Annotated in this window: 24 protein-coding genes; 8 read left to right on the top strand and 16 right to left on the bottom strand. The window is 40.2% G+C overall.

Annotation, left to right across the window (positions count from 1 at the left end):
* The first annotated feature begins 123 nt into the window (after positions 1-123).
* The 4 genes from AC1M9H_RS08865 (at position 124) to AC1M9H_RS08850 (ending at position 4,012) form a co-directional block, all read left to right on the top strand.
* Positions 124-1,572 carry a coniferyl aldehyde dehydrogenase gene (locus tag AC1M9H_RS08865; RefSeq protein ID WP_481613219.1) on the top strand — a complete coding sequence of 483 codons (1,449 nt, stop codon included), beginning with the start codon at positions 124-126 and terminating at the stop codon, positions 1,570-1,572.
* 165 nt (positions 1,573-1,737) lie between these two features.
* On the top strand, positions 1,738-1,974 hold the full coding sequence (rpmB, locus tag AC1M9H_RS08860) for a 50S ribosomal protein L28 (RefSeq protein WP_000048256.1): 237 nt from the start codon (positions 1,738-1,740) through the stop codon (positions 1,972-1,974).
* Positions 1,975-1,986: 12 nt separating this feature from the next.
* Positions 1,987-2,142, top strand: a complete 156-nt coding sequence (rpmG, locus tag AC1M9H_RS08855; RefSeq protein WP_001205031.1) for a 50S ribosomal protein L33 — start codon at positions 1,987-1,989, stop codon at positions 2,140-2,142.
* A gap of 151 nt (positions 2,143-2,293) precedes the next feature.
* Positions 2,294-4,012, top strand: a complete 1,719-nt coding sequence (locus AC1M9H_RS08850; RefSeq protein ID WP_481594940.1) for a cation:proton antiporter — start codon at positions 2,294-2,296, stop codon at positions 4,010-4,012.
* Between the two features lie 36 nt (positions 4,013-4,048).
* Here AC1M9H_RS08850 and AC1M9H_RS08845 read toward each other — a convergent pair whose 3' ends face one another.
* From AC1M9H_RS08845 to AC1M9H_RS08820, 6 genes are all read right to left on the bottom strand, one after another.
* Positions 4,049-4,327 carry a hypothetical protein gene (locus tag AC1M9H_RS08845; protein ID WP_035266758.1) on the bottom strand — a complete coding sequence of 93 codons (279 nt, stop codon included), beginning with the start codon at positions 4,325-4,327 and terminating at the stop codon, positions 4,049-4,051.
* Positions 4,328-4,449: 122 nt separating this feature from the next.
* Complete coding sequence (locus tag AC1M9H_RS08840; RefSeq protein WP_481591568.1) at positions 4,450-4,953, bottom strand: DUF6586 family protein; 504 nt, start codon at positions 4,951-4,953, stop codon at positions 4,450-4,452.
* 194 nt (positions 4,954-5,147) lie between these two features.
* Positions 5,148-5,474: a hypothetical protein gene (locus AC1M9H_RS08835; RefSeq protein WP_481591569.1), complete on the bottom strand. Its 327-nt coding sequence runs from the start codon at positions 5,472-5,474 to the stop codon at positions 5,148-5,150.
* A 297-nt stretch (positions 5,475-5,771) separates the two neighbouring features.
* A complete protein-coding gene (locus tag AC1M9H_RS08830; RefSeq protein WP_035266766.1) occupies positions 5,772-6,023 on the bottom strand; it encodes an RNA recognition motif domain-containing protein in 252 nt (83 codons plus the stop codon).
* 80 nt (positions 6,024-6,103) lie between these two features.
* Positions 6,104-8,092 (bottom strand): ATP-dependent helicase, encoded by a 1,989-nt coding sequence (locus AC1M9H_RS08825; protein ID WP_481613218.1) that lies wholly within the window; start codon positions 8,090-8,092, stop codon positions 6,104-6,106.
* A gap of 102 nt (positions 8,093-8,194) precedes the next feature.
* Positions 8,195-9,337: a glycerate kinase family protein gene (locus tag AC1M9H_RS08820; protein WP_481607790.1), complete on the bottom strand. Its 1,143-nt coding sequence runs from the start codon at positions 9,335-9,337 to the stop codon at positions 8,195-8,197.
* A 134-nt stretch (positions 9,338-9,471) separates the two neighbouring features.
* Between AC1M9H_RS08820 and AC1M9H_RS08815 the strand changes: the two genes are divergently transcribed.
* Positions 9,472-9,987 (top strand): hypothetical protein, encoded by a 516-nt coding sequence (locus AC1M9H_RS08815; RefSeq protein WP_481613217.1) that lies wholly within the window; start codon positions 9,472-9,474, stop codon positions 9,985-9,987.
* A gap of 55 nt (positions 9,988-10,042) precedes the next feature.
* Here the strand turns inward: AC1M9H_RS08815 and topA are convergent, their stop codons facing one another.
* The 4 genes from topA to AC1M9H_RS08795 form a co-directional block, all read right to left on the bottom strand.
* Positions 10,043-12,682, bottom strand: coding sequence for a type I DNA topoisomerase (gene topA, locus AC1M9H_RS08810; RefSeq protein ID WP_035266776.1), 2,640 nt, complete (start codon positions 12,680-12,682; stop codon positions 10,043-10,045).
* Between the two features lie 31 nt (positions 12,683-12,713).
* Positions 12,714-13,163 carry a hypothetical protein gene (locus tag AC1M9H_RS08805; RefSeq protein WP_035266779.1) on the bottom strand — a complete coding sequence of 150 codons (450 nt, stop codon included), beginning with the start codon at positions 13,161-13,163 and terminating at the stop codon, positions 12,714-12,716.
* 202 nt (positions 13,164-13,365) lie between these two features.
* A complete protein-coding gene (locus AC1M9H_RS08800) occupies positions 13,366-14,376 on the bottom strand; it encodes a hypothetical protein (RefSeq protein ID WP_035266782.1) in 1,011 nt (336 codons plus the stop codon).
* Between the two features lie 112 nt (positions 14,377-14,488).
* Complete coding sequence (locus AC1M9H_RS08795) at positions 14,489-14,734, bottom strand: SlyX family protein (protein ID WP_035266784.1); 246 nt, start codon at positions 14,732-14,734, stop codon at positions 14,489-14,491.
* A 34-nt stretch (positions 14,735-14,768) separates the two neighbouring features.
* On the opposite strand from AC1M9H_RS08795, the gene AC1M9H_RS08790 reads away from it, so the two are divergent.
* Positions 14,769-16,679, top strand: a complete 1,911-nt coding sequence (locus tag AC1M9H_RS08790) for an ATP-binding cassette domain-containing protein (RefSeq protein WP_481613216.1) — start codon at positions 14,769-14,771, stop codon at positions 16,677-16,679.
* A gap of 59 nt (positions 16,680-16,738) precedes the next feature.
* Here AC1M9H_RS08790 and AC1M9H_RS08785 read toward each other — a convergent pair whose 3' ends face one another.
* The 5 genes from AC1M9H_RS08785 to AC1M9H_RS08765 form a co-directional block, all read right to left on the bottom strand.
* Positions 16,739-17,308, bottom strand: a complete 570-nt coding sequence (locus AC1M9H_RS08785; protein WP_035266789.1) for a HupE/UreJ family protein — start codon at positions 17,306-17,308, stop codon at positions 16,739-16,741.
* A 17-nt stretch (positions 17,309-17,325) separates the two neighbouring features.
* Complete coding sequence (ureG, locus tag AC1M9H_RS08780) at positions 17,326-17,940, bottom strand: urease accessory protein UreG (RefSeq protein WP_481609983.1); 615 nt, start codon at positions 17,938-17,940, stop codon at positions 17,326-17,328.
* A gap of 22 nt (positions 17,941-17,962) precedes the next feature.
* The gene (locus AC1M9H_RS08775; protein WP_481613215.1) at positions 17,963-18,628 is read right to left on the bottom strand and encodes an urease accessory protein UreF; all 666 of its coding nucleotides are present in this window, start codon (positions 18,626-18,628) and stop codon (positions 17,963-17,965) included.
* A complete protein-coding gene (ureE, locus tag AC1M9H_RS08770; RefSeq protein WP_481613214.1) occupies positions 18,615-19,100 on the bottom strand; it encodes an urease accessory protein UreE in 486 nt (161 codons plus the stop codon). Before ureE ends, AC1M9H_RS08775 begins: the two co-directional genes overlap by 14 nt.
* A gap of 171 nt (positions 19,101-19,271) precedes the next feature.
* Positions 19,272-20,159 (bottom strand): DMT family transporter, encoded by an 888-nt coding sequence (locus tag AC1M9H_RS08765; RefSeq protein ID WP_481613213.1) that lies wholly within the window; start codon positions 20,157-20,159, stop codon positions 19,272-19,274.
* Positions 20,160-20,551: 392 nt separating this feature from the next.
* Here AC1M9H_RS08765 and AC1M9H_RS08760 point away from each other — a divergent pair, with 392 nt between their 5' ends.
* Positions 20,552-22,039, top strand: coding sequence for a PAS domain S-box protein (locus AC1M9H_RS08760; protein ID WP_481613212.1), 1,488 nt, complete (start codon positions 20,552-20,554; stop codon positions 22,037-22,039).
* The gene (locus AC1M9H_RS08755) at positions 22,030-22,677 is read left to right on the top strand and encodes a response regulator transcription factor (protein ID WP_180028356.1); all 648 of its coding nucleotides are present in this window, start codon (positions 22,030-22,032) and stop codon (positions 22,675-22,677) included. Before AC1M9H_RS08760 ends, AC1M9H_RS08755 begins: the two co-directional genes overlap by 10 nt.
* Before the next feature lie 35 nt (positions 22,678-22,712).
* Here AC1M9H_RS08755 and AC1M9H_RS08750 read toward each other — a convergent pair whose 3' ends face one another.
* Positions 22,713-23,705 (bottom strand): 2Fe-2S iron-sulfur cluster-binding protein, encoded by a 993-nt coding sequence (locus AC1M9H_RS08750; RefSeq protein ID WP_481613211.1) that lies wholly within the window; start codon positions 23,703-23,705, stop codon positions 22,713-22,715.

Here is a 23,705-nt window from a genome sequence, read left to right as displayed (position 1 = left end):
CTAATACCATCTATAACAAGAATAATGACGTTTAGCCCAAGCTAACATAAAAGTGACTTGACTTTTAGAGTATTTACTCTAAAAATAAAAATCACATCAACCCTTACATTAGTGGTACTGGTCATGAACAGTCAAACAAAAACAAATTTAATGACGACTGAAGCATCGGAAGTTCAGCATTTACATGATCTTCTAGCGCTTCAGAAAGCAGCCTATCGACGTTATCCGAACCCGACAGCAAAACAGCGTATTGAACGTTTGGCTCGTCTTAAAGCAGTTTTGATTAAATATCAGGACCAAATTGCAGAAGCAATTAGCCAAGATTATGGTAATCGTTCGGTTTCTGAAACGAAAATTGGTGAACTACTCACTTCACTCGAACAAATCAAATATTACAGCAAACATTTAACAGAGTGGATGAAGCCTTCTAAACGCCATATCGGTATTTTACATCAACCTGCAAAAGGTTGGGTTCAGTATCAACCTTTAGGTGTTGTCGGTATCATTTCCCCTTGGAACTACCCTTTATTATTGGCGATTAGCCCATTAGTATGTGCATTGGCAGCGGGCAACCATGCCATGATTAAAGTTTCAAGCACCTCTCGTAACTTTGGCTATGTATTACAAAATGCTTTATCTGAAGCGTTCCCACAAGAGTTAGTTGCCGTTGTTACAGGTGGTGGCGTAATCTCTGACACATTCAGTCATCTTGCATTTGATAAATTAGTCTTCACAGGCTCTACCAATGTTGGTAAGACTGTGATGAAAGCAGCATCTGAAAACTTAGTTCCAGTTATTCTAGAACTTGGTGGTAAATCACCAGTTATCGTGCACCCTTCAATTGACTTAAAGGATGTCGCGGAGCGTGTTGCATTCGGTAAATTGTGGAATGCGGGTCAAACTTGTGTCGCACCAGATTATATTTTCCTACCACGTGGTAAAACTTCAGAGTTTATTCACCAGTTTGAAACCGTTGCGAAAACGATGTATCCAACATTACGTGACAACCAAGATTACACCTCTATAGTGAGCGATAAGCAAAATAAACGCTTACAAGGTTACTTAGAAGATGCGATTCAAAATGGTGCTCAAGCCACTGAAATTAACCCATTAAAAGAAGAGCTTGCTTCTGTACGTAAAATAGCGCCAACCCTTCTGACCAATATCAGCCCTGATATGGAAATTATGAAGAACGAAATCTTTGGTCCAATTTTACCAATCTTAGAATATGATCAAATAGACGAAGTTATCGAGTTTATTAATGACCGACCACGTCCACTTGCATTATACTATTTCGACTTTAACGATGCTCGAGCAGAATACGTTTCGCAACGTACTCACTCTGGACACTTTGGTCAAAACGCTGTTGTTACTCATGTTGCACAAGATGATCTACCTTTCGGTGGCGTTGGTGCATCTGGTATGGGCAGATACCATGGTCCCGAAGGCTTCTTCAGTTTATCAAATGAACGCTCAGTCATGTCTATTCCAAAGCTATTCAGCTTGAAATACGTACTGCCTCCGTTTAATAGACCGATCCCTAGTCTTATCCGTAAAGCCTTTCTTCGTTAAATGATCAAGGCATGATCTATCACAACAGGTCATGCCCTGTTTTTATCAATTTCGCTTGTCTTTTAAGCGTATTTTTGATATAAAACGCCCCTTGAATGAATTCAATCCGTTTTATTTTGACTGGCCATACAGGTTTGCTGTTGGCTAAATCAATGGAGTTACACCATGTCTAAGGTTTGCCAAGTTACCGGCAAGCGTCCAGTCGTTGGTAACAACGTCTCACACGCCAACAACAAAACTAAGCGCCGGTTCGAGCCGAACCTGCACCACCACCGTTTTTGGTTAGAAAGCGAAAAACGTTTCGTACGTCTTCGTCTAACTACTAAAGGTATGCGTATTATCGACAAATTGGGCATCGAAAAGGTTGTTGCTGACCTACGTGCTCAAGGTCAAAAGATCTAAGGAGCAACGAAAATGCGTGATAAGATTCGCCTAGTTTCTTCTGCTGGTACAGGTTATTTCTATACCACTACTAAGAACAAACGTACTATGCCGGAAAAAATGGAAATCAAAAAATTTGATCCAAAAATCCGTCAACACGTAATCTTCAAAGAAGCTAAAATCAAATAATTTTAGTTCTTTAAAAAAATACGACCCATTGGGTCGTTTTTTTTGCCTTTTTTTTCTTCAGGTTGTTAAAATTTAATCTCAGTTTGGCATTTTTTATGCTTATACAGCTCAAAAGCCAATTCATAATTTATAAATATTTAAGGGGTGATTAGTGCCACATGATGTAGATTTAATTATATTGCTTGCGGTTGGTTTTGGCTTAGCCCTTATTTTTGGCTTTATCGCCGCACGTTTACGTCTACCCCCTCTTGTTGGCTATCTCATTGCCGGCATTATTATTAGCCCCAAAACCCCCGGTATCGTCGCCGATATCACACTAGCCAATCAACTCGCAGAACTGGGTGTCATGTTTTTGATGTTCGGTGTCGGGATGCACTTTTCACTGAAAGATTTAATGCAAGTTCGGCGTATTGCTGTCCCTGGTGCAATTTTACAAATCACAGTGGCTACCATCCTCGGGATTGGCGTCTCTATGCTATGGGGATGGAGTTTTGGGTCAGCATTGGTGTTTGGCTTAAGCTTATCTTGTGCGAGTACTGTGGTACTCCTAAAAGCTTTAGGTGACCGAGGCTTACTGGATTCAGTCAATGGAAAAATTGCTGTGGGATGGCTACTCGTCGAAGACCTAGTCATGGTGCTCGCATTAGTTTTATTACCCGCTACAGCTGTACTCCTTGGCGGAACAGCACTGGAAGGCGCTGATCCAGATCAAAATGTCTTTGTGACTTTAGGAATAACCTTACTTAAAGTTGCGGGCTTTATTGCCTTTATGCTGATTATTGGTAAGCGCCTCATCCCTAAAATTATTCAGTTTGTCGTACGCTTAGGTTCTCGCGAGCTATTTACATTGACTGTGGTTGCAGCAGCCGTATCCATTGCCTATGGTTCGTATGCAGTTTTTGGCGTTTCAATGGCATTAGGTGCATTCTTTGCTGGGATGGTGGTTAAAGAGTCTGACTTCAGTCATCGTGCTGAAGAAGAAACGTTACCACTGCGTGAGATATTCTCCATCCTATTCTTCGTCTCTGTCGGAATGTTGTTTGACCCAACAATTATCGTTGAAGAACCACTTCATATTCTGGCTGTGATTGGCATTATTATGATCGGAAAAACATTGGCAGCAATGGCGCTGGTTTTGTTCTTCCGCTATCCATTAAATACCGCACTTACAGTAGGTGCCTCACTCGCTCAAATCGGTGAGTTCTCCTTTATCTTGGCAACACTCGGTCTATCTATAGGATTATTAACCCCTGAAGCTCAAAACTTGATTTTAGCCGGGGCATTATTTTCTATTTCGCTCAATTCTGTTTTATTTTCAGCCATTGAACCCGTACAGAAATGGATTCGTGAGCGCTCGCATTTGGCTCGTTTGCTTGAGCGTAGTGGTGATCCATTGGCGATGTTACCTGACGAGGTCTCACAGGACTACCTGCGCGATCAAGTGGTCATGGTCGGTCATGGAGAAGTTGGACGTCGCTTAACAAAAACACTGATGGAAAATAACATCAAAGTGGTGATTGCTGAAGAAAATCGAGAAATTGTTGAAAAACTACGTGCAAAAGATATTGCTGCAGTATCAGGTTCAGCAACAGAACCGGGCGTATTAATTCAAGCGCATATACAACATGCGAGGCTTTTAATTATCTCGCCGATGGATATTTTAGATATTCATAAGATTGTAGATACTGCCAAACTTCTGAATCCACAGATTCAAGTTTTGATCTGTGCGGAAAGTAAAGAAGAAGCTGAAGCAATACGTGCAGATGAAATTGGTGAAGTGTATTACGCGAAGGAAGAAATGGCGAAGAACATGAGCAATCATATTCTAAATCAAATTGAAATCGCACATCATCATGCACCATCTCACTAAGTAAAATAAAAACCGCGCTATTTGCGCGGTTTTTTCTTAGCTATAAAACTGTGGTTTTTCATCTACGACTTCCGCATGCCATTCATTCGATTGTTTTTCGAGAAGTGCAAATAACGCAGCCTGAATCATGTGTTGGGCAATCAAAGGCATATGATCACCTAATAAAGCTTTCACTTCATCATTAAATTGAATTTTCACAAGTGGCTCATCTTCAGATGCAGCGTGACGAAGCGCTAACTCGCCATTCTCAAGTTGCACCAATTCTAAAATTGCTTCTTGTGTTCCGAATAATTCTTTCAATTGCTCTATAGACATATACCCTCCATGATTCACATGGTGGCAAAATGCTGAATGCACTTTGCATTGCTTAGACTATTTTATATAAGTTCTAAAATTTATATTTCAAGTCTAATCGTTTAAAACTGTCATGATTACAATTAAAACTCAACCATTTCGTTACGAAAACCGTCAATAAGATGGGTTAAGTCACGATGCCACTCTCGAAGAATTTGAGTGTCTGGCAACCACGCTTGAGGTGTCTGCGTGACTTTAATAATAAGATTTGAAGAAGTCTCATCCTCAGGTTCTGGTGCACTTGGTTCAGGTGCATACTGGCACATACGATAAGCGCGCTTTAGTTCTGCAATAAAACCATCCTTTGCAAGATGCTGTAACACGGTGATTTCTGGAGAAACTTGCCCTTTAGCGGCCATATGCTCTTCAATAGATTTTAATGTAGGTGAAAAATCATTTAAACGGTAATAACGCACCAACTCTTGCAAAAATGCCAAGACCGCTCCATGCAAATGAAAGACTGCCGCTTCACGATGGGCTTGAGCTTGTTGAATATGCTCTGTCTGTTCTGCTTGCTGACATGATAGACGGGCAAAATAGAGTTTTTGATTAGTGCGATCTGCATGAAAACGAGCAACACGAGACATGAAAACTTCCTAACAACATTTATGTCATACAACTTAAATGTTGACGCCATATCACGCAATGCTTTTAAGAAAAAAATCAAGATTAATTTTAGATCAACAAGATTGATTGAAAGCCTGATGATTAATGCATACTGCTTAAATAAAAAAGCCAGCCAAATGCATGGCTGACCCTTTCGAATGAATCTAAGGTTATATTAGCGAACAATACCCTTAAAAATTCCTAATGGATTATAAGTCCCATCGCCTTTTTCATTGTCATAATGAAATTTGACCTGATCTTGATCGCCACCTAACAGTGTTCCAGCCCTGTAAAGACCTTCTGAAATCGCAAGGAAGCCAACATCAATTGCTTGATGAACTGTACCAACACCAGGAATTAGGCTCAATGGCTTCCAAATTGGAGCTTGAACATTCAATGTGCTCGAAAATAGGTTTGATGCGTTTTGAAGCGTGTCACCGATTAACGTACCTGCACCTGATACGATTTCTGTTTCTAGATGATTTAATTCTTGAATAGACATTTTTATAACCTTTTGGGGTTTTATAATGGAGCTTTTATACTACACACTTCACTCAAACTTATTCAATCTATTATTAAGATATACTTCACAATAATTTGTATATAAATGTGATTTTAAATGTATGTTTTTAATAAAAATATTAATATATAACAGAAATACATTTCAAAAATATGTCAACTCTTCAAAGTACAAAAGTTGGTCAAAAAAGCTAAAAAAGATTCATATTTATTAGTAAAATTAAATAAAATATCAAATAAAAAGGAGCAATAACTGCTCCTACTTTATTTAGACATCAAGTTATGCTTCTGGCTTTTCGTCTGCAGCTTTTACTCGAATACCTGCACCTTTAACTTTACGGGTGTTCAGCCCCTTAATTGCTTTCACAGCTTCACGGCCATGTGGCATTTCAACAAAGGCAAATCCTTTCGATTTGCCTGTTGCAGCATCTAACACCAATGTACATGAGTCTACTGTTCCAAACTGCTGAAATAACTCCAGAATCTCAGCTTCAGTAATGCTGCGCTCTAAGTTACGAACTAAAATTTTCATGAAAAAACCTTAAGAAGATAGGCAAAAAAACCAAAAAGTACGCGCCTACTCTACTTTTTGTATGAAACAATCTAGATAGTTTAATCGAGATCAATCCCAAAATCTAAATTAATCGACTGTCGCTCAATCAAAGCACTCTTAACCGTTTGCTGTCTGGTTTTATAATGTGTTTCACTTGTACACAAATGTCTTGAAAGATCATTGAGAAAATAGCTTTCGATTTTTCGCCCCTGTTCATCGACTTGTTCCCTCGCCCACGTCACCAAATTTTGCTTGGTTAGAATCAATTCATTTTGTGCACGGGTAAGTGCCACATAAAGGACACGGCGTTCTTCTTCAACTTCATCAAAATCCCCTTGAGCTCTTGCGTGTGGATACTGACCAGGTGTCACATTCGCCACGTAACAAACTTTTTGTTCAGTTCCTTTAGCAGAATGTATCGTGATCAAGGTAACAACATCAGTATCTGACTGGCGTTCGATTTCACTGATTGAAACTGGATCAAGCACGTAGGCTTCTAAAAACTCACTTAACTGAGTATGTTTTGAAGCTAACTGTTTCACCAACTCAAAGTCTCCTTGACGACGCCCCCAATCCTTTTTGTAATTTTCACTCAACTGAATTTCTATTGCCTGAATTGCCAAGCTTACGCAAGCTTGAACTTCAGTCTTTAACACATTCAACTGCTTCATAATGAGTAGAGCATCAGCAGGAATACGTCCAAATTTTTCTAGTTTTTCCGCAATGACGTCATCTTGAGGGTCCTGTAACAACTGTTGCGCTAAACGGCTTGCGCCAACATCACCGACCCCATCCCAAAGCGTCAAAAACCGCATCCATGCAATATCGTCTGAAGGATTGGCAATGACCCGTAGTAAACTCAGTAAATCCTTAACATGCGCAGTTTCAAGAAGTTTCATACCACCAATAAACCGATATGGGACATTGGCTGCAATGAAAGCTGCTTCAATATGACGAGCTGCAAAGCTTGAACGTACCAGAACCATATGATCGCGCCAAGGACTTCCCTCAAGCAAATGTCGCTCTTTAATATCTATGGCAATCCATTTTGCTTCATCAAACTCATTCGGGAAAATATGAATTTTAGGCTTTATGCCTGTACCTCGATACGCATTTAAGCGCTTGTCATATTTAATCTCACTTTGATCAAGCAACCAATTTGATAAATCTAAAATTTCTTGAGTAGATCGGTAGTTTTTTTCTAATTTAAAGATCTGTGCTGCTGGCACACGCTCTTTAAAATGATGAATGTTTTCGAAATCTGCTCCACGAAAACCATAAATCGATTGAGCATCATCCCCGACACAAAACAAACTTACTCGATCCTTTAAAGGCTCTAATAGCGCCCATTGCAATGGATTGGTGTCTTGCATTTCATCCACAAGCATATGTCTGCAAATCGAGGCCACATAATCGACTAGACCCTCAGACTGTGCTAAAGCTGATGCCACGATCGCAAGAATATCGTCATAATCAAGAAAGCTGCGTGCCTGCTTTCGAGTTTCATATTCTTTCATGATTTCTGCAATCAGGTCTTTCATTGCTAAGAATTCAGGCATTTGCTTTTCTATGGCAACACTTAGCTTTTGACGCGTATTTCTAGCATATGAATACAGATCACATAATTCAGCAGGCTTCGGGAGCTGATTGGGATTCTTCTTATCATCTTTACCACGTATCAAACGAAACATCATGAGTTGATCATCACGATCAATAATTGAGAATTGCGCTAAGCCGAAAGCTTTTGGTATACGACGCAGCAAGTACATACAAAAAGTATGGAATGTTGATGCTCGTAATCCTTTTGCTTGTTCACCGAGTGCCAATTCGACACGCGCCACGATTTCACTGGCAGCACGACGCGTAAACGTCAAAATTTGAATTTGATTGGCGGGTACACCTTGATCAATAAGATAAGCAGCACGTGCCACAATCGTTTTGGTTTTACCACAGCCCGCACCCGCCAACACCAAACTATGTAAGGCTTCTGTGGTTGCAGCTTGTTTTTGTTGAGGATTTAATTCATCAATCAGGCTGTCTAAACTCATCGCTACTCATCAATTTTACAATAACAATAGTTTAACAGAGCTAGATTTAGAAAATACAAACACGCTTCAGTTTTAAACCTCAAAGCCCACTTACATAGAGGATTAGATATACTGCCTTACGATATTTTGTACCGTTAAATCTAAATTCTGAACTGCATTTTTCAAGGATTCTGACAAACTTTGATCCAGAGGATTAATACTACAGATGTGATGAAACCCTTGTTCGTACAATGGTTCTACCCCTTCACCAACTCTACCAGCGAATGCAAATACAGGCTTGTTGTGCCGATATGCGACTTGAGCAACGGCAAATGGGGTTTTACCAAATTGAGTCTGAGTATCAATTTTCCCTTCACCCGTAAATACATAATCAGCTTGCGCAATTTTTTCAGCCAATTGAGTTTCCTCAATGATTAATTCAGCACCCGATCGAATATCTGCGCCTGTAAATGCCATCAAACCAAATCCCAAACCACCTGCTGCACCAGCACCAGATCGATGACGTAAATCGACTAAAAGCTGCTGCTCTACCACCCCTGCAAAGTGCAATAAATTATGATCCAATACTTGCACCATTTCAGGTGTTGCCCCTTTTTGCGGACCAAAAATATAAGATGCGCCAAGTGGACCACATAATGGATTGTTTACATCTGAAGCAATAACAATATCTGTTTTAGTCAATCTTGGGTCGAGTTGTGACACATCAATGGAATCGATTTGGTTTAAGTTTCCACCTGTTGGCTCAAATGCTTCATGATATTGATTAATAAATTTCACGCCCAAAGCATGCGCCATACCAGCACCACCATCATTGGTCACACTCCCACCCAATCCGATGATGATCTTTTTCACCCCGAATTCGAGAGCTGCAGCAATCAGTTGCCCTGTTCCTACAGTATTAGTGAACAAAGGATTTCTTAAATGAGGTGGTATGAGATGAATGCCATTGGCTTTCGCCATTTCAATGACTGCTGTTTGTCCCTGATCAATTAATCCAAAATGAGTCATGACACGCTGATTAGCGAATGGGCCTTGTGCTTCGCACGCGATTTTTAATCCTGATTTTGCCATGACCAATGCATCAATGGTTCCTTCACCACCATCTGCCATTGGATTCAAAATACATTGTGCATCGGGTAAGACTTTATGGATGGCATTTTTCATAATCATGCATACCTGCTCAGCAGGCATGCTTTCTTTGAAAGAGTCGGGAGCCAAAATAAAAGTTTCTATCCTTTGCTGCATACTTTATTGCTATTCTCATATTTAAATTAATTCAGATACTTATTTATTACATTGAGATTTTCAATTTTTCAAATAGAACCCTTATATATATTGTAATAAACTTACAATTCCCCAAAAAAAATAACGGTATAACAATGCAAAAATATCAAATATTTAAAAAAACTTTAGTGCTGTGTACATTCATTTTTGTATGTAATCAAGCTACCAGCTCGTCTGCAACCAATTCACACAGTAGTGAAAATATTCAATTATCAGCACTTTCAGCCAAATGGAAATGTACTGAAGAAATGGATTACATGGGTTATGCTGCGAAAAACGAAATAGTGTCTGAGTTCAAACCAAATGGTCAATATTTTGAAAAAAATCAAATGACCTTTATTAAAGATAACGAGAAAGCAATTGCTTATACCCAATCTGAAGCTCAATGGAGTTTACAAGAACATATACTCACAATTGATCAAAATAAATTACTGAAATTTGAAATAGACAATGCTCAAGTTGAAGAGCAATTAAACCTTAAATCAGCTTTAGCTGATCCTGATGCTGTGAAATTACTAATTAAAAAACTCGATAACAAAGAAATGATTGCGAATTTCATTCTATTTGATACAGAAATAGAAAATCTCTCAAGAGTATGTGTAAGACAATAAATTTAATGTCATAAAAAAATGCTGACCTAGGTCAGCATTTTCTGTTATTTAAACGTTAAGCTTCAATCCATTTACCATCTTGGTAAATCAAAGACCATTTCGTTTGTTTACCTTCAGGCGTTTCAGAACCAATATATTGCGCTTGATTTTTACGACTAAACTTCACTAAAGTTGGGTTTCCATCAGGGTCAGTATCTGGCGCTTGCAGAATAAACTGATACTTTGGATCTAGCTGTTCAGCAACCGTACGCAATTCCGCAACCTTAGGAGCACGAGTTTCACGCACTTTAGGGAATTTACTTGCTGCTAAGAATAAGCCTGCTGCTCCATCACGTAATACGAAAAAGTCGTCATGTTTCGTTGAGCGCAAATGTTCCATTTTAATCGGGTCGACACGAGGAGGTGCTGGTTGACCATTCTTCAATACTTTACGTGTATTTTCACAGCTTGTGCAGGCAAAATAAGGACCAAAACGCCCTGTCTTTAACTGCATCTCACCATCACATTTGTCACATGGAATTGTTGGACCATCGTACCCTTTAATTTTGAACTCACCTTCTTCAAGCTCAAAACCTTCGCAGTCTGGATTGTTCCCACAAATATGAAGTTTACGACCACCATCAATAACGTAGCTATCCATTGCTGTTTCGCAAATTGGGCAACGTTTTTTCGACATTAAATCTGCGGTTTCTGCAGACTCATCATCAGATAATGCAGCCAAAGACTCTACTGGCGTTAAGTTAAGTGTACCTTTACAACGTTCTTTCGGTGGTAAGTTATAGCCAGAACAACCTAAGAATACACCTGTGGTACCGGTACGAATCTGCATCGGACGATCACATTCTTTACAATGCACAGCATCAACTTCAACAGGCTGATTACGGCGCATGCCATTTTCACCCTGTGCAGTAGTCAGACGTTTCTTAAAATCACCATAGAAACTATCTAATAACTCTTTCCAATTACGCTCACCATCTGCAACTTTATCCAGTTGACCTTCTAGATCTGCAGTAAATGCATAATTCATTAAGTTGTTAAAACTTTCGTCCAAACGATCTGTAACGATTTCACCCATCTTCTCTGCATAGAGACGACGGTTATCCAATTTCACATAGCCACGATCTTGGATCGTTGAAATAATCGCTGCGTAAGTTGAAGGACGACCAATGCCTTTTTTCTCAAGCTCTTTCACCAATGATGCTTCTGTAAAACGTGCAGGCGGTTTAGTGAAATGTTGCGAAGGATCTAACTTTTGAAGTTGTAGAACTTCACCCACTTTCACAGCAGGCAGTAAAACATCATCATCCGACTTGTTCTGGCCACGTACTTTCGTAAAGCCATCAAATACCAAAGTACGACCTTTAGCTTTAAGCTCTACACCATTCGCGTCAACCAAGATCGTCGAAGACAAATATTCAGCAGGTGTCATTTGACATGCAACAAACTGACGCCAAATCAGATCATATAGACGCTGAGCATCGCGATCTACACCCGCAAGTTGATCACCCTTCAGTGCGACGTTTGATGGACGAATCGCTTCATGGGCTTCTTGCGCACCTGCTTTATTTCCAAAACGGTTTGGCTTTGCAGGGAGATATTTTTCACCATACTCAGTTTCGATATGTCCACGTACCATATTGACCGCATCATCACTCAAGAATGTAGAGTCGGTACGCATATAGGTGATATAACCTGCCTCATACAAGCGCTGTGCCATCGTCATCGTTTTCTTTACAGAGAAACCGAGTCGAGTACTTGCTGCTTGTTGTAAGGTCGAGGTGATATAAGGTGCGCTCGGATTAACTTTGGTCGGTTTATCTTCACGGGCAGCAACTTTGAATTCAGCGTCTTTTAAAACATCTAATAAAGCATCTGTTTGTGCTTTGTTTTGAAGTTTTAATGTCTTACCTGACTGTTTGACTGCTTCTAAACGAATATCATCTTTTTTAGATTTGGTATCTGCAAAAACTTGCCAATATTCTTCAGGAATAAAAGCACGAATTTCTCGCTCACGCTCAACCACAAGTTTCGCAGCAACTGACTGTACACGACCCGCAGATAAACCACGTGCGATCTTCTCCCACAATAGTGGTGAAATCATAAAGCCAACAATACGATCAAGGAAACGGCGTGCTTGTTGTGCATTGACTTTATCAATATCTAAACGAGCAGGCTGTTTAAATGCTTCTTGAATGGCATTTTTAGTAATTTCGTTGAAAACCACACGTCTATAACGAGAGTCATCACCACCAATAACTTCTTTTAAATGCCAAGCAATCGCTTCTCCTTCACGGTCCAAATCAGTTGCGAGATAGACCTCGTCAACCTGCGAAGCAAGCTTTTTCAGTTCTGAAACAACATTTTCTTTACCAGGAAGCACTTCATAGTGTGCTTTCCAACCGTGCTCAGGGTCTACCCCCATACGATTGATCAGTGCCTGTTGAGCTTTTTCAGCTTTCTCTTCAGCAGTCTGTTTGGTACGTGTTACTGGTTTCTTTTCCGTACTTTTTGAAGCACCTGTTGGTAAGTCACGGACATGACCCACAGATGATTTCACAATGTAGTTTGAACCTAAGTATTTATTAATGGTCTTCGCTTTAGCAGGCGACTCGACGATCACTAAAGCACGTTTTTTTCCAGCTTCTGACGATTGAGCTGTAGCGCTTTTGGATGTGGACTTAGGAGCATTCGCCATAGTGAACCGTTATTCCTATAAGATTAAAAAATTAAATTTCAGCCAATTTGTGTAAAAGTGCTTTCATTTCATCAAGTTGTGTAGCATGAAGATCTTCTTCTTCCTTCCAGTACAAACCGACGCAATTAGACTGCATATCAATAGCATAAATCCCTTTTAATGCAATGGGGAAATCATTAAATTTCTCATTCCCGTGAACAACCTTAAGTTTTTCATTTTCAACCAATGCGCGCATTAAAGGTAGGCGACCATCAGGAATGATAACGCTGTAATACGCTACCATACTGGCACGATTTTCTGATGCCATTGGAATATTGGTCCATGAAGGTGCAGCAATCAAACGCGGGTGTAATCCCATTTTTCGCGCTTTCTCACGCATGATCCCCAAAGCTTTTTCTCTTGGATTTACACGTAATCCGAAGATCGAGCCCAGCACAAAAACAACGATAAGAATCGTTATCCAAAGTCCAGCATTTTCCATAGTTCACCTTTTGCTTCTTATATTAGAGTTGCATAAGCCGAATATAAAAGGCAAGTTGAAAATTAAAAATACGATTTATAGCGGCATGAAACCAGTATTGAGACCTGAACCAAATAAGGCATGATGTGGTATAACTCACCTAAGCACAGTGCAACTGAAATAAAAAAAAGCGATAAAATCATCGCTTTTTTTCGAGGCATTTTTAGTTCAAAAACATCTCATGGCTATAAAGTACTTCATGACCATTCCAATAAATATATCCTTTATCAATCATTTCCTTAAGCAATAACCGCACATCTGATTTTGGAAATAGTTGTTCTAATAAATCACGCAGTTCATAAATATCTTTAGGCTTTCCGGATTTTAAAGCATTCAATTTTTGGATGACTTCCAGCTGGACAGGATCTATTTTTTCAAAATTTTTAAACAAATCACTCTGAATATGTTGAATGTCTTGTGACTCTTCAATTTCAGCTAAAATGTCTTTTGCTTCGATATGTAGCTTCGCCAATAACGCATCTACCTGCCCAAGCTTGTGGTCTGCTACTACATCTTCATCAACATTCATATCCAATTGAGCCCACTGCTTTAATACCTTTTTACGAAAGGAAATTTGCTCACCTTCTTTTTTAACTACCTTTAAATTAATCAGCATGCCAATCAATTTAGCGCTGTGCTCGTCATTTATTCTCAACGTATTCTCGATCGAGTTTTTAAGCTTAGCTAAGGTGTTGGGCTTCCCTTCCATACGAACCACAACATCACAATACTGCTTTACTTTAAATAAATCATGATTTTGACGAATAGTTTCAACTGAAGGCACGTTGTATTTGAGTTTTGACACAGGTTGCTCTGGTTGTACCTGTATCAAATTACATTGAATGCCAGAAGCTCGCATCATGTCAGCCAACATGGTGCTACAGTCTCGTGCAGAAATCACATCAATCTCTGCGCCATGCTCAACCAATGCCAAGATTTGCCCCACAATCACAGCGTACTCAAATTCTTTTTCTTTTGCCTCAAGCATTTCTAAAATGACAATTTGACCACTACTAATCCAACTCGCAAATTCAGTCAAATCAGTGAGACTGTAATGAAAACTCCCTTTCGAATGAAATAGATAGGTCGTGGTGTAATGTTGCACAATCTCCCGAAATAACGTCGAAGTCGGCATGTTATTTTCAAGATCTATTAGGACAACTTTAGCGCTCATAGGATAAGATTCAGAATTCGGCAAGTGAAAAGACTATTACAACGACCTTCATATCAAAGGTCAAACTATTTACGCATACTTCTTGATAAATAATCAGTATTTATGTCACGTCTTAATAATGTGGCGGTTTATCCAAAATTGGATCAAATGGAGCAACACCATCGTCAGCATGAGTAGCTTCAACACGTTGATACAAAATTTGCATTTGTTTCTTTAAATCGCTGATTTCACGGCTTTGTAATGCAATTTGAATATTTAACTGATCAACTAATTCATCTAAAAATGCAATTCGGACTTGCAAATCTTCTATGGGTGCGGAAAATGACGCCTGCTCATTTAGATTTTTTTGATTCGACATTATAAGTCCTCATCAGGGGATTTCAGGAAACATTATGGCCTATATTACCTTAAGGGACGTCCAACTCGCATTTGGTGGACCGTACTTACTCGACGGCGCGAATTTTAGTTTAGAACGCGGCGAACGAGTGTGTTTGATTGGCCGTAATGGTGAGGGTAAGTCTACTTTACTTAAACTCATTGATGGAAGTTTATTGCCTGATGCTGGTGAAGTTTCCCTGCAAAATGGCATCACCATTTCTATGCTGGCTCAAGACGTGCCAATGGACTCGGGACGTGTTGCAGATATTGTGGCAGATGGCGCAGGTGAAGCAGCTTCTATTCTTAGAGCTTATCACGAAGCAAGCGAAGCTTGTGTACTCGGCGATATGGAAGCTTGCGATCGCATGGGTAACTTGCAACATAAAATGGATCAATTAGATGGTTGGGCACTTGAAACTAAAGTGAATTCAATCCTCAGTAAAATGGGACTTGATCCTGATGCTGATTTAGCTGATCTTTCAGGTGGTCGTAAACGTCGTGTGCTTCTTGCACGCGCACTACTCACCCAACCTGATGTTTTGTTACTCGACGAACCAACGAACCATTTAGATGTTGAAAGTATCGAGTGGTTAGAAAAATTCTTACTCGATCAAAATAATTTAACATTACTCTTCATTTCGCATGACCGTTCATTTGTAGACAGTATTGCTACACGTATTGTGGAACTGGATCGTGGCATCTTACGCAGTTATGAAGGGAACTATTCACGTTACCTCGAACTCAAAGCTGCACAGATGGAAGCTGAAGAAAAACAAAATGCGCTGTTCGATAAAAAGCTAGCAGAAGAAGAAGTTTGGATTCGTCAAGGCATTAAAGCACGTCGTACCCGTAACGAAGGTCGTGTACGTGCCTTAAAAGCATTACGTGAAGAATCTAAAGCCCGCCGTTCGCAGCAAGGCAAAGTGAGCATGGCTACCCAAGATGCTCAACGTTCAGGCAAAGTGGTCTTCGAAATTGAAAACCTCAGTGTGCAATTTGGCGACAACACTCCAATTATCAAAGATTTTAATGCACTGGTTCTGCGTGGAGATCGTATTGGTCTCGTGGGCGATAACGGTGTAGGTAAAACCACGCTAATCAAAGCAATTTTGGGTCAACAAGAACACTCAGGTACGGTCAAAACAGGGACACAACTCGAAGTGGCTTATTTTGACCAGCTTCGTAACGTGCTCGATCTTGAAAAATCGGTAAAAGACAACGTGGCCGAAGGGTCAGACTTTGTCGATATCAATGGCGGACGTCGTCATATCTATAGCTATTTACAAGATTTCTTGTTCTCCCCTGAGCGTGCTCGTACACCTGTAAAAGCCCTTTCTGGCGGTGAACGTAACCGCATTTTATTAGCGAAATTACTGCTTAAACCATCGAACCTCATCGTGATGGATGAGCCAACCAATGACTTGGATATGGTGACGCTTGAGCTGCTTGAAGAGATGCTCAGTGATTACAAAGGAACTTTATTGTTGATCTCGCATGACCGTGCCTTTATGGACAATGTCGTGACCTCAACTTGGGTATTCGATGGCAAAGGCAATATCGATGAATATGTCGGTGGTTATCAAGACTACCTCATGCAACGTCCTGATCAAACTGTAGTCGATCAGAAATCTGCGGTGAAGAAAGCAGCTGCAAAAGCTGAAGCGGCGGCAACCCCTGCACCCGCAGTTAAAAAAGTAAAACTAAGCTATAAAGATCAACGTGCTTTAGAACAACTTCCTGCTGAAATGGAAGCTTTGGAAAAGGAACAAGCCGAGATTAATGCGCTTTTAGCAGATGGTTCTTTATTTGTGACAGATAGTGACAAAGCAACTCAACTTTCGATTCGCCTTACTGAAATTGATGAGTTACTTTTAGAGAAATTAGAGCGCTGGGAAGCGCTTGAAAGTCTTGCGAATGGTGGCTGATTACCCTGATGAATAAAAAAACTCCGCGCTTGCGGAGTTTTTTATTTTGCCAAGTTTGATCACGCTAAACCAATTACTGCAACCAATGCTGCTAGTACACCTACAATCTTTTTACCTTGTGGAACAAATTTCACCATCAATGCCCCTAAACCCAGTCCAAGAGCATAAATCATTGCCATGGCAGTAATCATGCCTAAAATCTGAACGCCAACATTTCCATTCATCGCTAATTCAGCTCCGTGTGCTGAACCATGAAAAACTGATAGAAACACTGCTGCAACTGGAAAAATTCTGTTCGATTTGGTCCATAAACTTACAGCTAAGATGAACAATGAACCTACAATTCCAATTTCTGCAACGCCATTCGGAATAATTCCATGCGCACCCAAACTGAATCCAGCAACGAGCGCTGTAAGCAAGCCCCATGCCCCAATCATCTTCCAAATTTTAGACATGCTCCACATCAAAACGCCGAAACTGAGTGCCATCATCAAATGATCCAATCCTGTAAACGGATGAATGAAGCCCGTCCAAAAATTAGCGTCATGGTGATGATGGCCTGGATGTGCCATTACAAGGCTCGGAACACTTGCCAGAATGAATAGACCGAATTTATTGCATTGTTTCATCCTTTAAGCCCTCTTGTTTAAGCTTTGAATAAACCTTGTTTTTCAATAAAACTGATAATCTCGTTTAAACCATCTTCAGTTTTCATGTTTGAAAACAAGAACGGTTTATCTCCTCGCATACGCTTGGCATCTTGATCCATCACCTGCAAATTCGCTCCAACCATTGGCGCCAGATCTGTTTTATTGATAATCAGTAAGTCAGACTTGGTAATGCCTGGACCGCCTTTACGTGGAATTTTTTCACCACCAGCAACATCAATCACATATAGCGTCAGATCAGACAGTTCAGGGCTAAACGTTGCTGCCAAATTATCACCACCACTTTCAATGATAATTAACTCTAGACCAGCAAACTTTTCACATAAGTCATCAATCGCTGCCAAATTGATTGAGGCATCTTCACGAATAGCCGTATGAGGGCAACCGCCAGTTTCCACCCCCACAATACGATCGGGTGACATGGCTTCATGACGAGTTAAGAAGTTGGAATCTTCTTTGGTGTAAATATCATTGGTCACCACCGCCATATTGTATTTATTACGCAATGCACGGCATAAATTTAAAGTCAGTGCTGTTTTACCAGAGCCGACTGGTCCACCAATTCCGACACGTAAAGGAGAACGTTCTGACATGATTGATTCCTTATGATAATTTTTAAGATCTAAATAAACGCGAATATTGTGTTTCATGAGACATGCTGAGCATGGCATATTGAGGTAAGGCACTGCTGAGTTGATGGTCTTCTATACACATTGCATGCGTTATGGCGTCTGGGACTAAGCCATGTAAATGCCACAAAATTCGTTGACCACTCATCTGACCGAGCGGCACAGTTTTGACTGCGCCAAGTACTTGGTTTTCTAAAACAGTAAACGTATACGCCGTTAAAACATCTTCGATATTCAGATTCAATCGCCCACATAACTGAGCATATACGGGTACAAATCCAAGTTGTTTTTTGACCGTAACGGGCATTTTCAATACATCTTTAATCCATGCGTTCAAGGAAAATGCCAACTGCTGAGATTCAGCTAATAACTCACGACTTTCACGACTAGCACGATAGAACTGCGCCCAATGATTAAACTGCTGTTCATCATCATGGGCCTGCATCAAACGCTTCAATACAGGTAGCTCAAAACGAACCAAAAGCATTTCCAGAACTTCTTCGAAGTACGCAATACTGGATTGCTCATCATGGATCAAACCTTGATCGATCGCACTTTCAACACCTTGTGAATAGCAATAAGCGCCTACAGGCAAAGCTGTAGAGGACAAAGTTAACAGTTTGAGTAAGTGAGCTGCATTAGTGATGCGCATGAGCATGAATCGCTTTGATTGGGCTGAGACGATGATCATGTCCATGCTGAGCATAAGCACCACTTTCTGGCTCAAATGGATGATCCACTTCCGTGACCAGTAAACCCAATCCTTCGACCATTTCGGCTAAGACATGATCAGGTTCAAAATATAGTGCACTAGGCGTGAGCATAAGAGGGACATGACGATTACCTAAATGATAGGCTGCTTTCAAAAGCTCAAATTCAGATGAAGCTTGGACACACATCAGGCGTTCAGGCAATGCATCCACACGCAGTAAGTCACCTGATTCAGTTGCAATAAATGATCCGCCGCGAAGAATACCTGTGCGCGGTAAATCTGCACCAATATCGCACCCTGTAACTAAAGTTGCACGAAAACGGCTCTTTTGTCGTGTATCAAAGTTGAGTTGCACAGTTTCGAAAGCTTGATCTTCTGTCACTGCTTCTATTCTTTGAGTATAGATTTTCATGCCTTTCCTATTGTCGCTTGAATACTTTGCTTTAATTTCAACTCGCGAAATGTCTTGTTCAACATCAATCCATTTACGCATCAAAATTAAGCATTATTCATGCCAACATGAAATCTATTGGTGCATCCCCTTCTTTCTTATTAAATAATATTTGATGATCTCTAAAAATATTTAAGCCCAGATCACCAAGATTGCTGCAATTACAACTAAGGCTAATCCCCAATGTTCGGCTTTCGCTAACTTTTCATTAAAGAAGTAAGCGGAGATCAACAAACTAAACAGAATCTCAATCTGACCGAGTGTTTTCACCACTGGTACACTCATCATGCTCATGGCGGTAAACCATCCCAGTGATGCCATAAAACTACATACACTGACTTTAAAGGTCAGTCCTAGACGTTGCCACATCGCCAGCAGCGTTTGACGACTGAATAAGCTCAGATACAAAAGCATACTCAAGCATTGAAAGCCAATCACCGACAGTAATACCCATGCAGCGCGATGAATTGTTGGCAACATTGTTAGTTCAAGACTGGCCTCTCTAACCAATAGTGAAGTGATAGCAAAACACAAACCACTCCCGATGCCAATCATCAGTGTTTTGGGTGAAAATCCAGTAAAACCATGTCCCCGACTCAACAGAAACACAGCAAAACCACCCAGTAACACCCCAAACCATGCCAACCATGACAAATGATCAGAGAGAAAAGCAACGCCAATGATTGCAGCTAAGATCGCTTCACTTTTAGCCAGTCCCACGCCAATGGCATAGTTTTTTTGTTTAAATAACTGCACCATCAATGCAGTGGCTAAAATTTGGCTAATGCCTGCGATAAAAATATAAACCCAATATTTTGTCGTAAATTGAACAGTCGCTGTTACAGGTGAGAAGTGATAAAGGCTACTCAAATAAATCAATGCAAAAGGCAAGGCGAAGATAAAGCGTGCAAGGGTGACGCCCCATACATCGACAGTGGTACTCAATTGTTTTTGAAAAGCATTGCGCCAAGCCTGCATAAAAGCAGCCATGAGGGTAAAGAGAATCCAACTGAACGCCATAAAAATATCACTTTAATGAGTAGGACTGACGGGTTTTATTCTATGCCTCATCCAGTGTAATGACTAATCAAAAAAGGATTGTATGTAGATAGCATAAAGTTTGATTTTATTCGTTAGATAAAAAGATGATATTTTTTGAGCTAACATTCCTCGTGTAACTGTCACCTAAATCAGTTGAAGTAACATGGTATCTAAATTGCATAACATTGAGATCACTGATAAATTTTTCACATGAATATTTTTATATGTTAAAAGTATGTAATTAGACCCTAAGTCTAATTGCAAGATGCTGCCCCTTAATGCAGTATTTACTTATAAAAAAAATGATTTATCAGTGACGATATTTCACCCTATACCCGATAGCCGGAAGCCATCTCAGGTAAGGACCTACAATGACCAGCTTACAATATTATCAAACTATTTTTGATAAAGCGGGCGATGCAATTTTTGTACATGATATTGGCAGTGTCCAATTTATGGATGCCAATGAAGCCGCTGTAGAACTTACTGGATATAGTAAATCTGAATTGACACAAATGAACGTTGAAAAGATCAGTGCTTTTCAACATGGTTTTGATTTGCATCATGCACTCCGAAAAGTTCAACAGGCCGCCACTACAAAAGACGAAGCAATCACATTTGAATGGTTAATAGAGTCTCAAGACCAACGTCATATCCCAGTTGAAGTATGTCTTAAAAAAGTTGAGATTGAAAATAAACCAAAGCTTCTCGCTCTAGTACGTAACATCAGCGAAATCAAAAAGTATCAATATGCTCTACAGTCTAAAGATCAATATTTCAAAATGCTGCTTGAGCATTCTGGAGATGGAATTGCTATTCTCGACTTACAAGGCAAACTACTTTATGCCAGCCCATCATTACAAGGTATTCTTGGTTATCGGGATCGCTTTGTACTCAATAAGAATGTGTTAACTGCAATTCATCCTGATGATCGTATTAAAGTCAGACAGCTTCTATTTAAGAAAACAGAACAACGTGCAGTTGGTGTGATTCATTACAAAATCTTGCACCACAATGGAAAATGGCGACACCACGAGGCAACCTATCGTAATTTATTAGATCACCCTGATATTCAGGGAATTTTGGTGAATTATCGTGATATCACTGAGCGTATTAAGGCTGAAGAAAAAGCACGTGCTCGTGAAAAGCAACTTGGTCATATGTCACGTTGCAAAACGATGGGCGAACTGGCTACAGCGCTCGCCCACGAATTAAATCAACCACTGGCTGCACTCAACAATTACGTTGGAGGTAGTATTATTCGCATTCAAAACGGTTTAGCCAACACACAAGAGACTCTTGATGCCCTCAATGCTGCTTTAAATCAAACACATCGCGTCAATGGCATTATTCACAGCATGAGAAGCTTTTTACGTAAAGGCGAAGCGAATTTCCAGATTCATTCTGTGAGTCATCTTATTCAAGAGTTACATCCTTTGATTAAGCTTAAAGCAGATCAAGGTGGATGTACCATCCATTATGAATTAAGTGTTTCGCCTATTTTTATATCAGCAGATGAAACGCTCTTTAGCCAAGTCATTATCAATCTCGTCTTCAATGCGGTCGATGCTCTACAAACTAACCCTGAGGGTGAAAGGGACATTTATATCCGCACTTGGCAACATAACCAACATGCTCGAATTGCAATTGCAGATAATGGGCCTGGACTCGAAGGGCAAAATCCAGAACAAATTTTTGAATCTTTCTATTCAAGTAAAAACAACAGCATGGGTATTGGCTTAACTCTGTCTCGAAGCATCATTGAAAACCATCATGGTTATTTATGGGTCTGTGAAGGTGAGTCCGGCGCTATTTTTAATATCTCTCTGGCAGCACAGGAGCGTACAAAATGTATTTAACCAATTCTCATGTTCCCGAGCCCATTGTGTATGTGATAGATGATGATCAAGACATTTGTAATTCACTCACATGGTTGCTCGATTCCGTGCAACTCGAAACCAAAACATTCAATAGTGCTACTGAATTCCTGAATTATCAGCGCCCGCAAACGCCTGCATGTTTGATTCTTGACATTCGTATGCGAGGAATGAGTGGCTTGCAATTACAACAACAATTGAACCAACAAAAAACCCGTATGCCGATCATTTTCATGACTGGCCACGGCGACATTCCAATGTCGGTCAACGCGATGAAAGCTGGAGCCTTTGATTTTTTAGAAAAACCTTTTAATCCACAACATATGCTTAATCAAATCCAAGCCTGTCTACAACTTGCTGAACAAGATTTTATCGAACAAGAAAAACGTCAAGAACAGATGATTAAATTGAAATCTTTATCACCAAGAGAAAGTGAGATTATCAATTTATTGGTCGATGGACTTTCGAGTAAACATATTGCACAAATGTTGAATATCAGCCATAAAACAGTAGAAATTCACCGCACTCATATTCGTCAGAAGTTAGGAACTGAATCTATCGCACAGATCGTCAATATGGTCTTGATGTGTCGTGATCGCTCAGTACCGGCGATGGGTTAACCATCGCCTGAGCGGGAGAAAGATGATATGTTCGATTAAAAAAAACGATCAAAATGAATTTGTTGTTGTGGAATACCAGCTTGGTGAGCCATTTGTTCAATTGATTTCACCATCGGTGGTGGACCTGCACAATAGATTTCATGCTCAATCAATTGTTCACCTAATACATCTTGAATGACATCATGAATAAAGCCTGAACGGATACCTTCAATGAATTCAGAGGAGGTTGCAGGTACATAATTGAGGCGTTCCCCTAATTCTGTCCAGTCACGTAATTGATTTTCAGTGAACAAATCACGCTGTTCACGTCCACCATGGAAAAACCAGACTTTGTGATTTTTCAAATGTGGATTGACTGCAACACCACGTGCAATCGCTAACATGGGGGCAAGACCTGAACCGCCTGCCACACAGACAATCGGACGAGGTTGTTCTTGTAAATGTGCTAAACCGTATGGACCATCAATTTGTATTTCTGCTTGTTCACGCAACTGTTCATCAAACAGTACATTGGTCATCTTACCATCAGGAACACGGCGGATTTGGAAGACCCATAAACCGTCGTCATTCGGCAGATTGGACATCGAATAGGCACGAAGTAACTCTTGATTCACCCAAACTAAGGCATATTGTCCTGGGATAAATTGTGCAGGTTCATCGGATTGCAAATGCACTTCCAAAATATCGTGAGTCACCAATTGCACATGTTTAAGCTTCACTTTTTGTAATTTTGGAATCACTTTGGGTACGCATTTTTCATCTAAACGAAGCTTAATCACGCAATCCGATTTAGGACGACATTGACACGCCAGTAACCGACCTTTACGTTTATCACGATCGCTTAATCCAGGTGCATCTGCCCATAAATTTTCCACTTCGCCTGACAGGACATCGATTTTACACGTTCCGCAACCACCCGCATTACATTCGTAAGGAATGCCTAGCCCTTCACGTAAGCCACCACGGAGCAATACATCATCCGCTGCGCAGTTGAATGTGCCCTGACCTTCGATTTGAATTTTATACAT

It is taken from the genome of Acinetobacter sp. ANC_7512, assembly GCF_056779935.1.
This window is presented reverse-complemented; position numbering and strand designations above follow the sequence as displayed.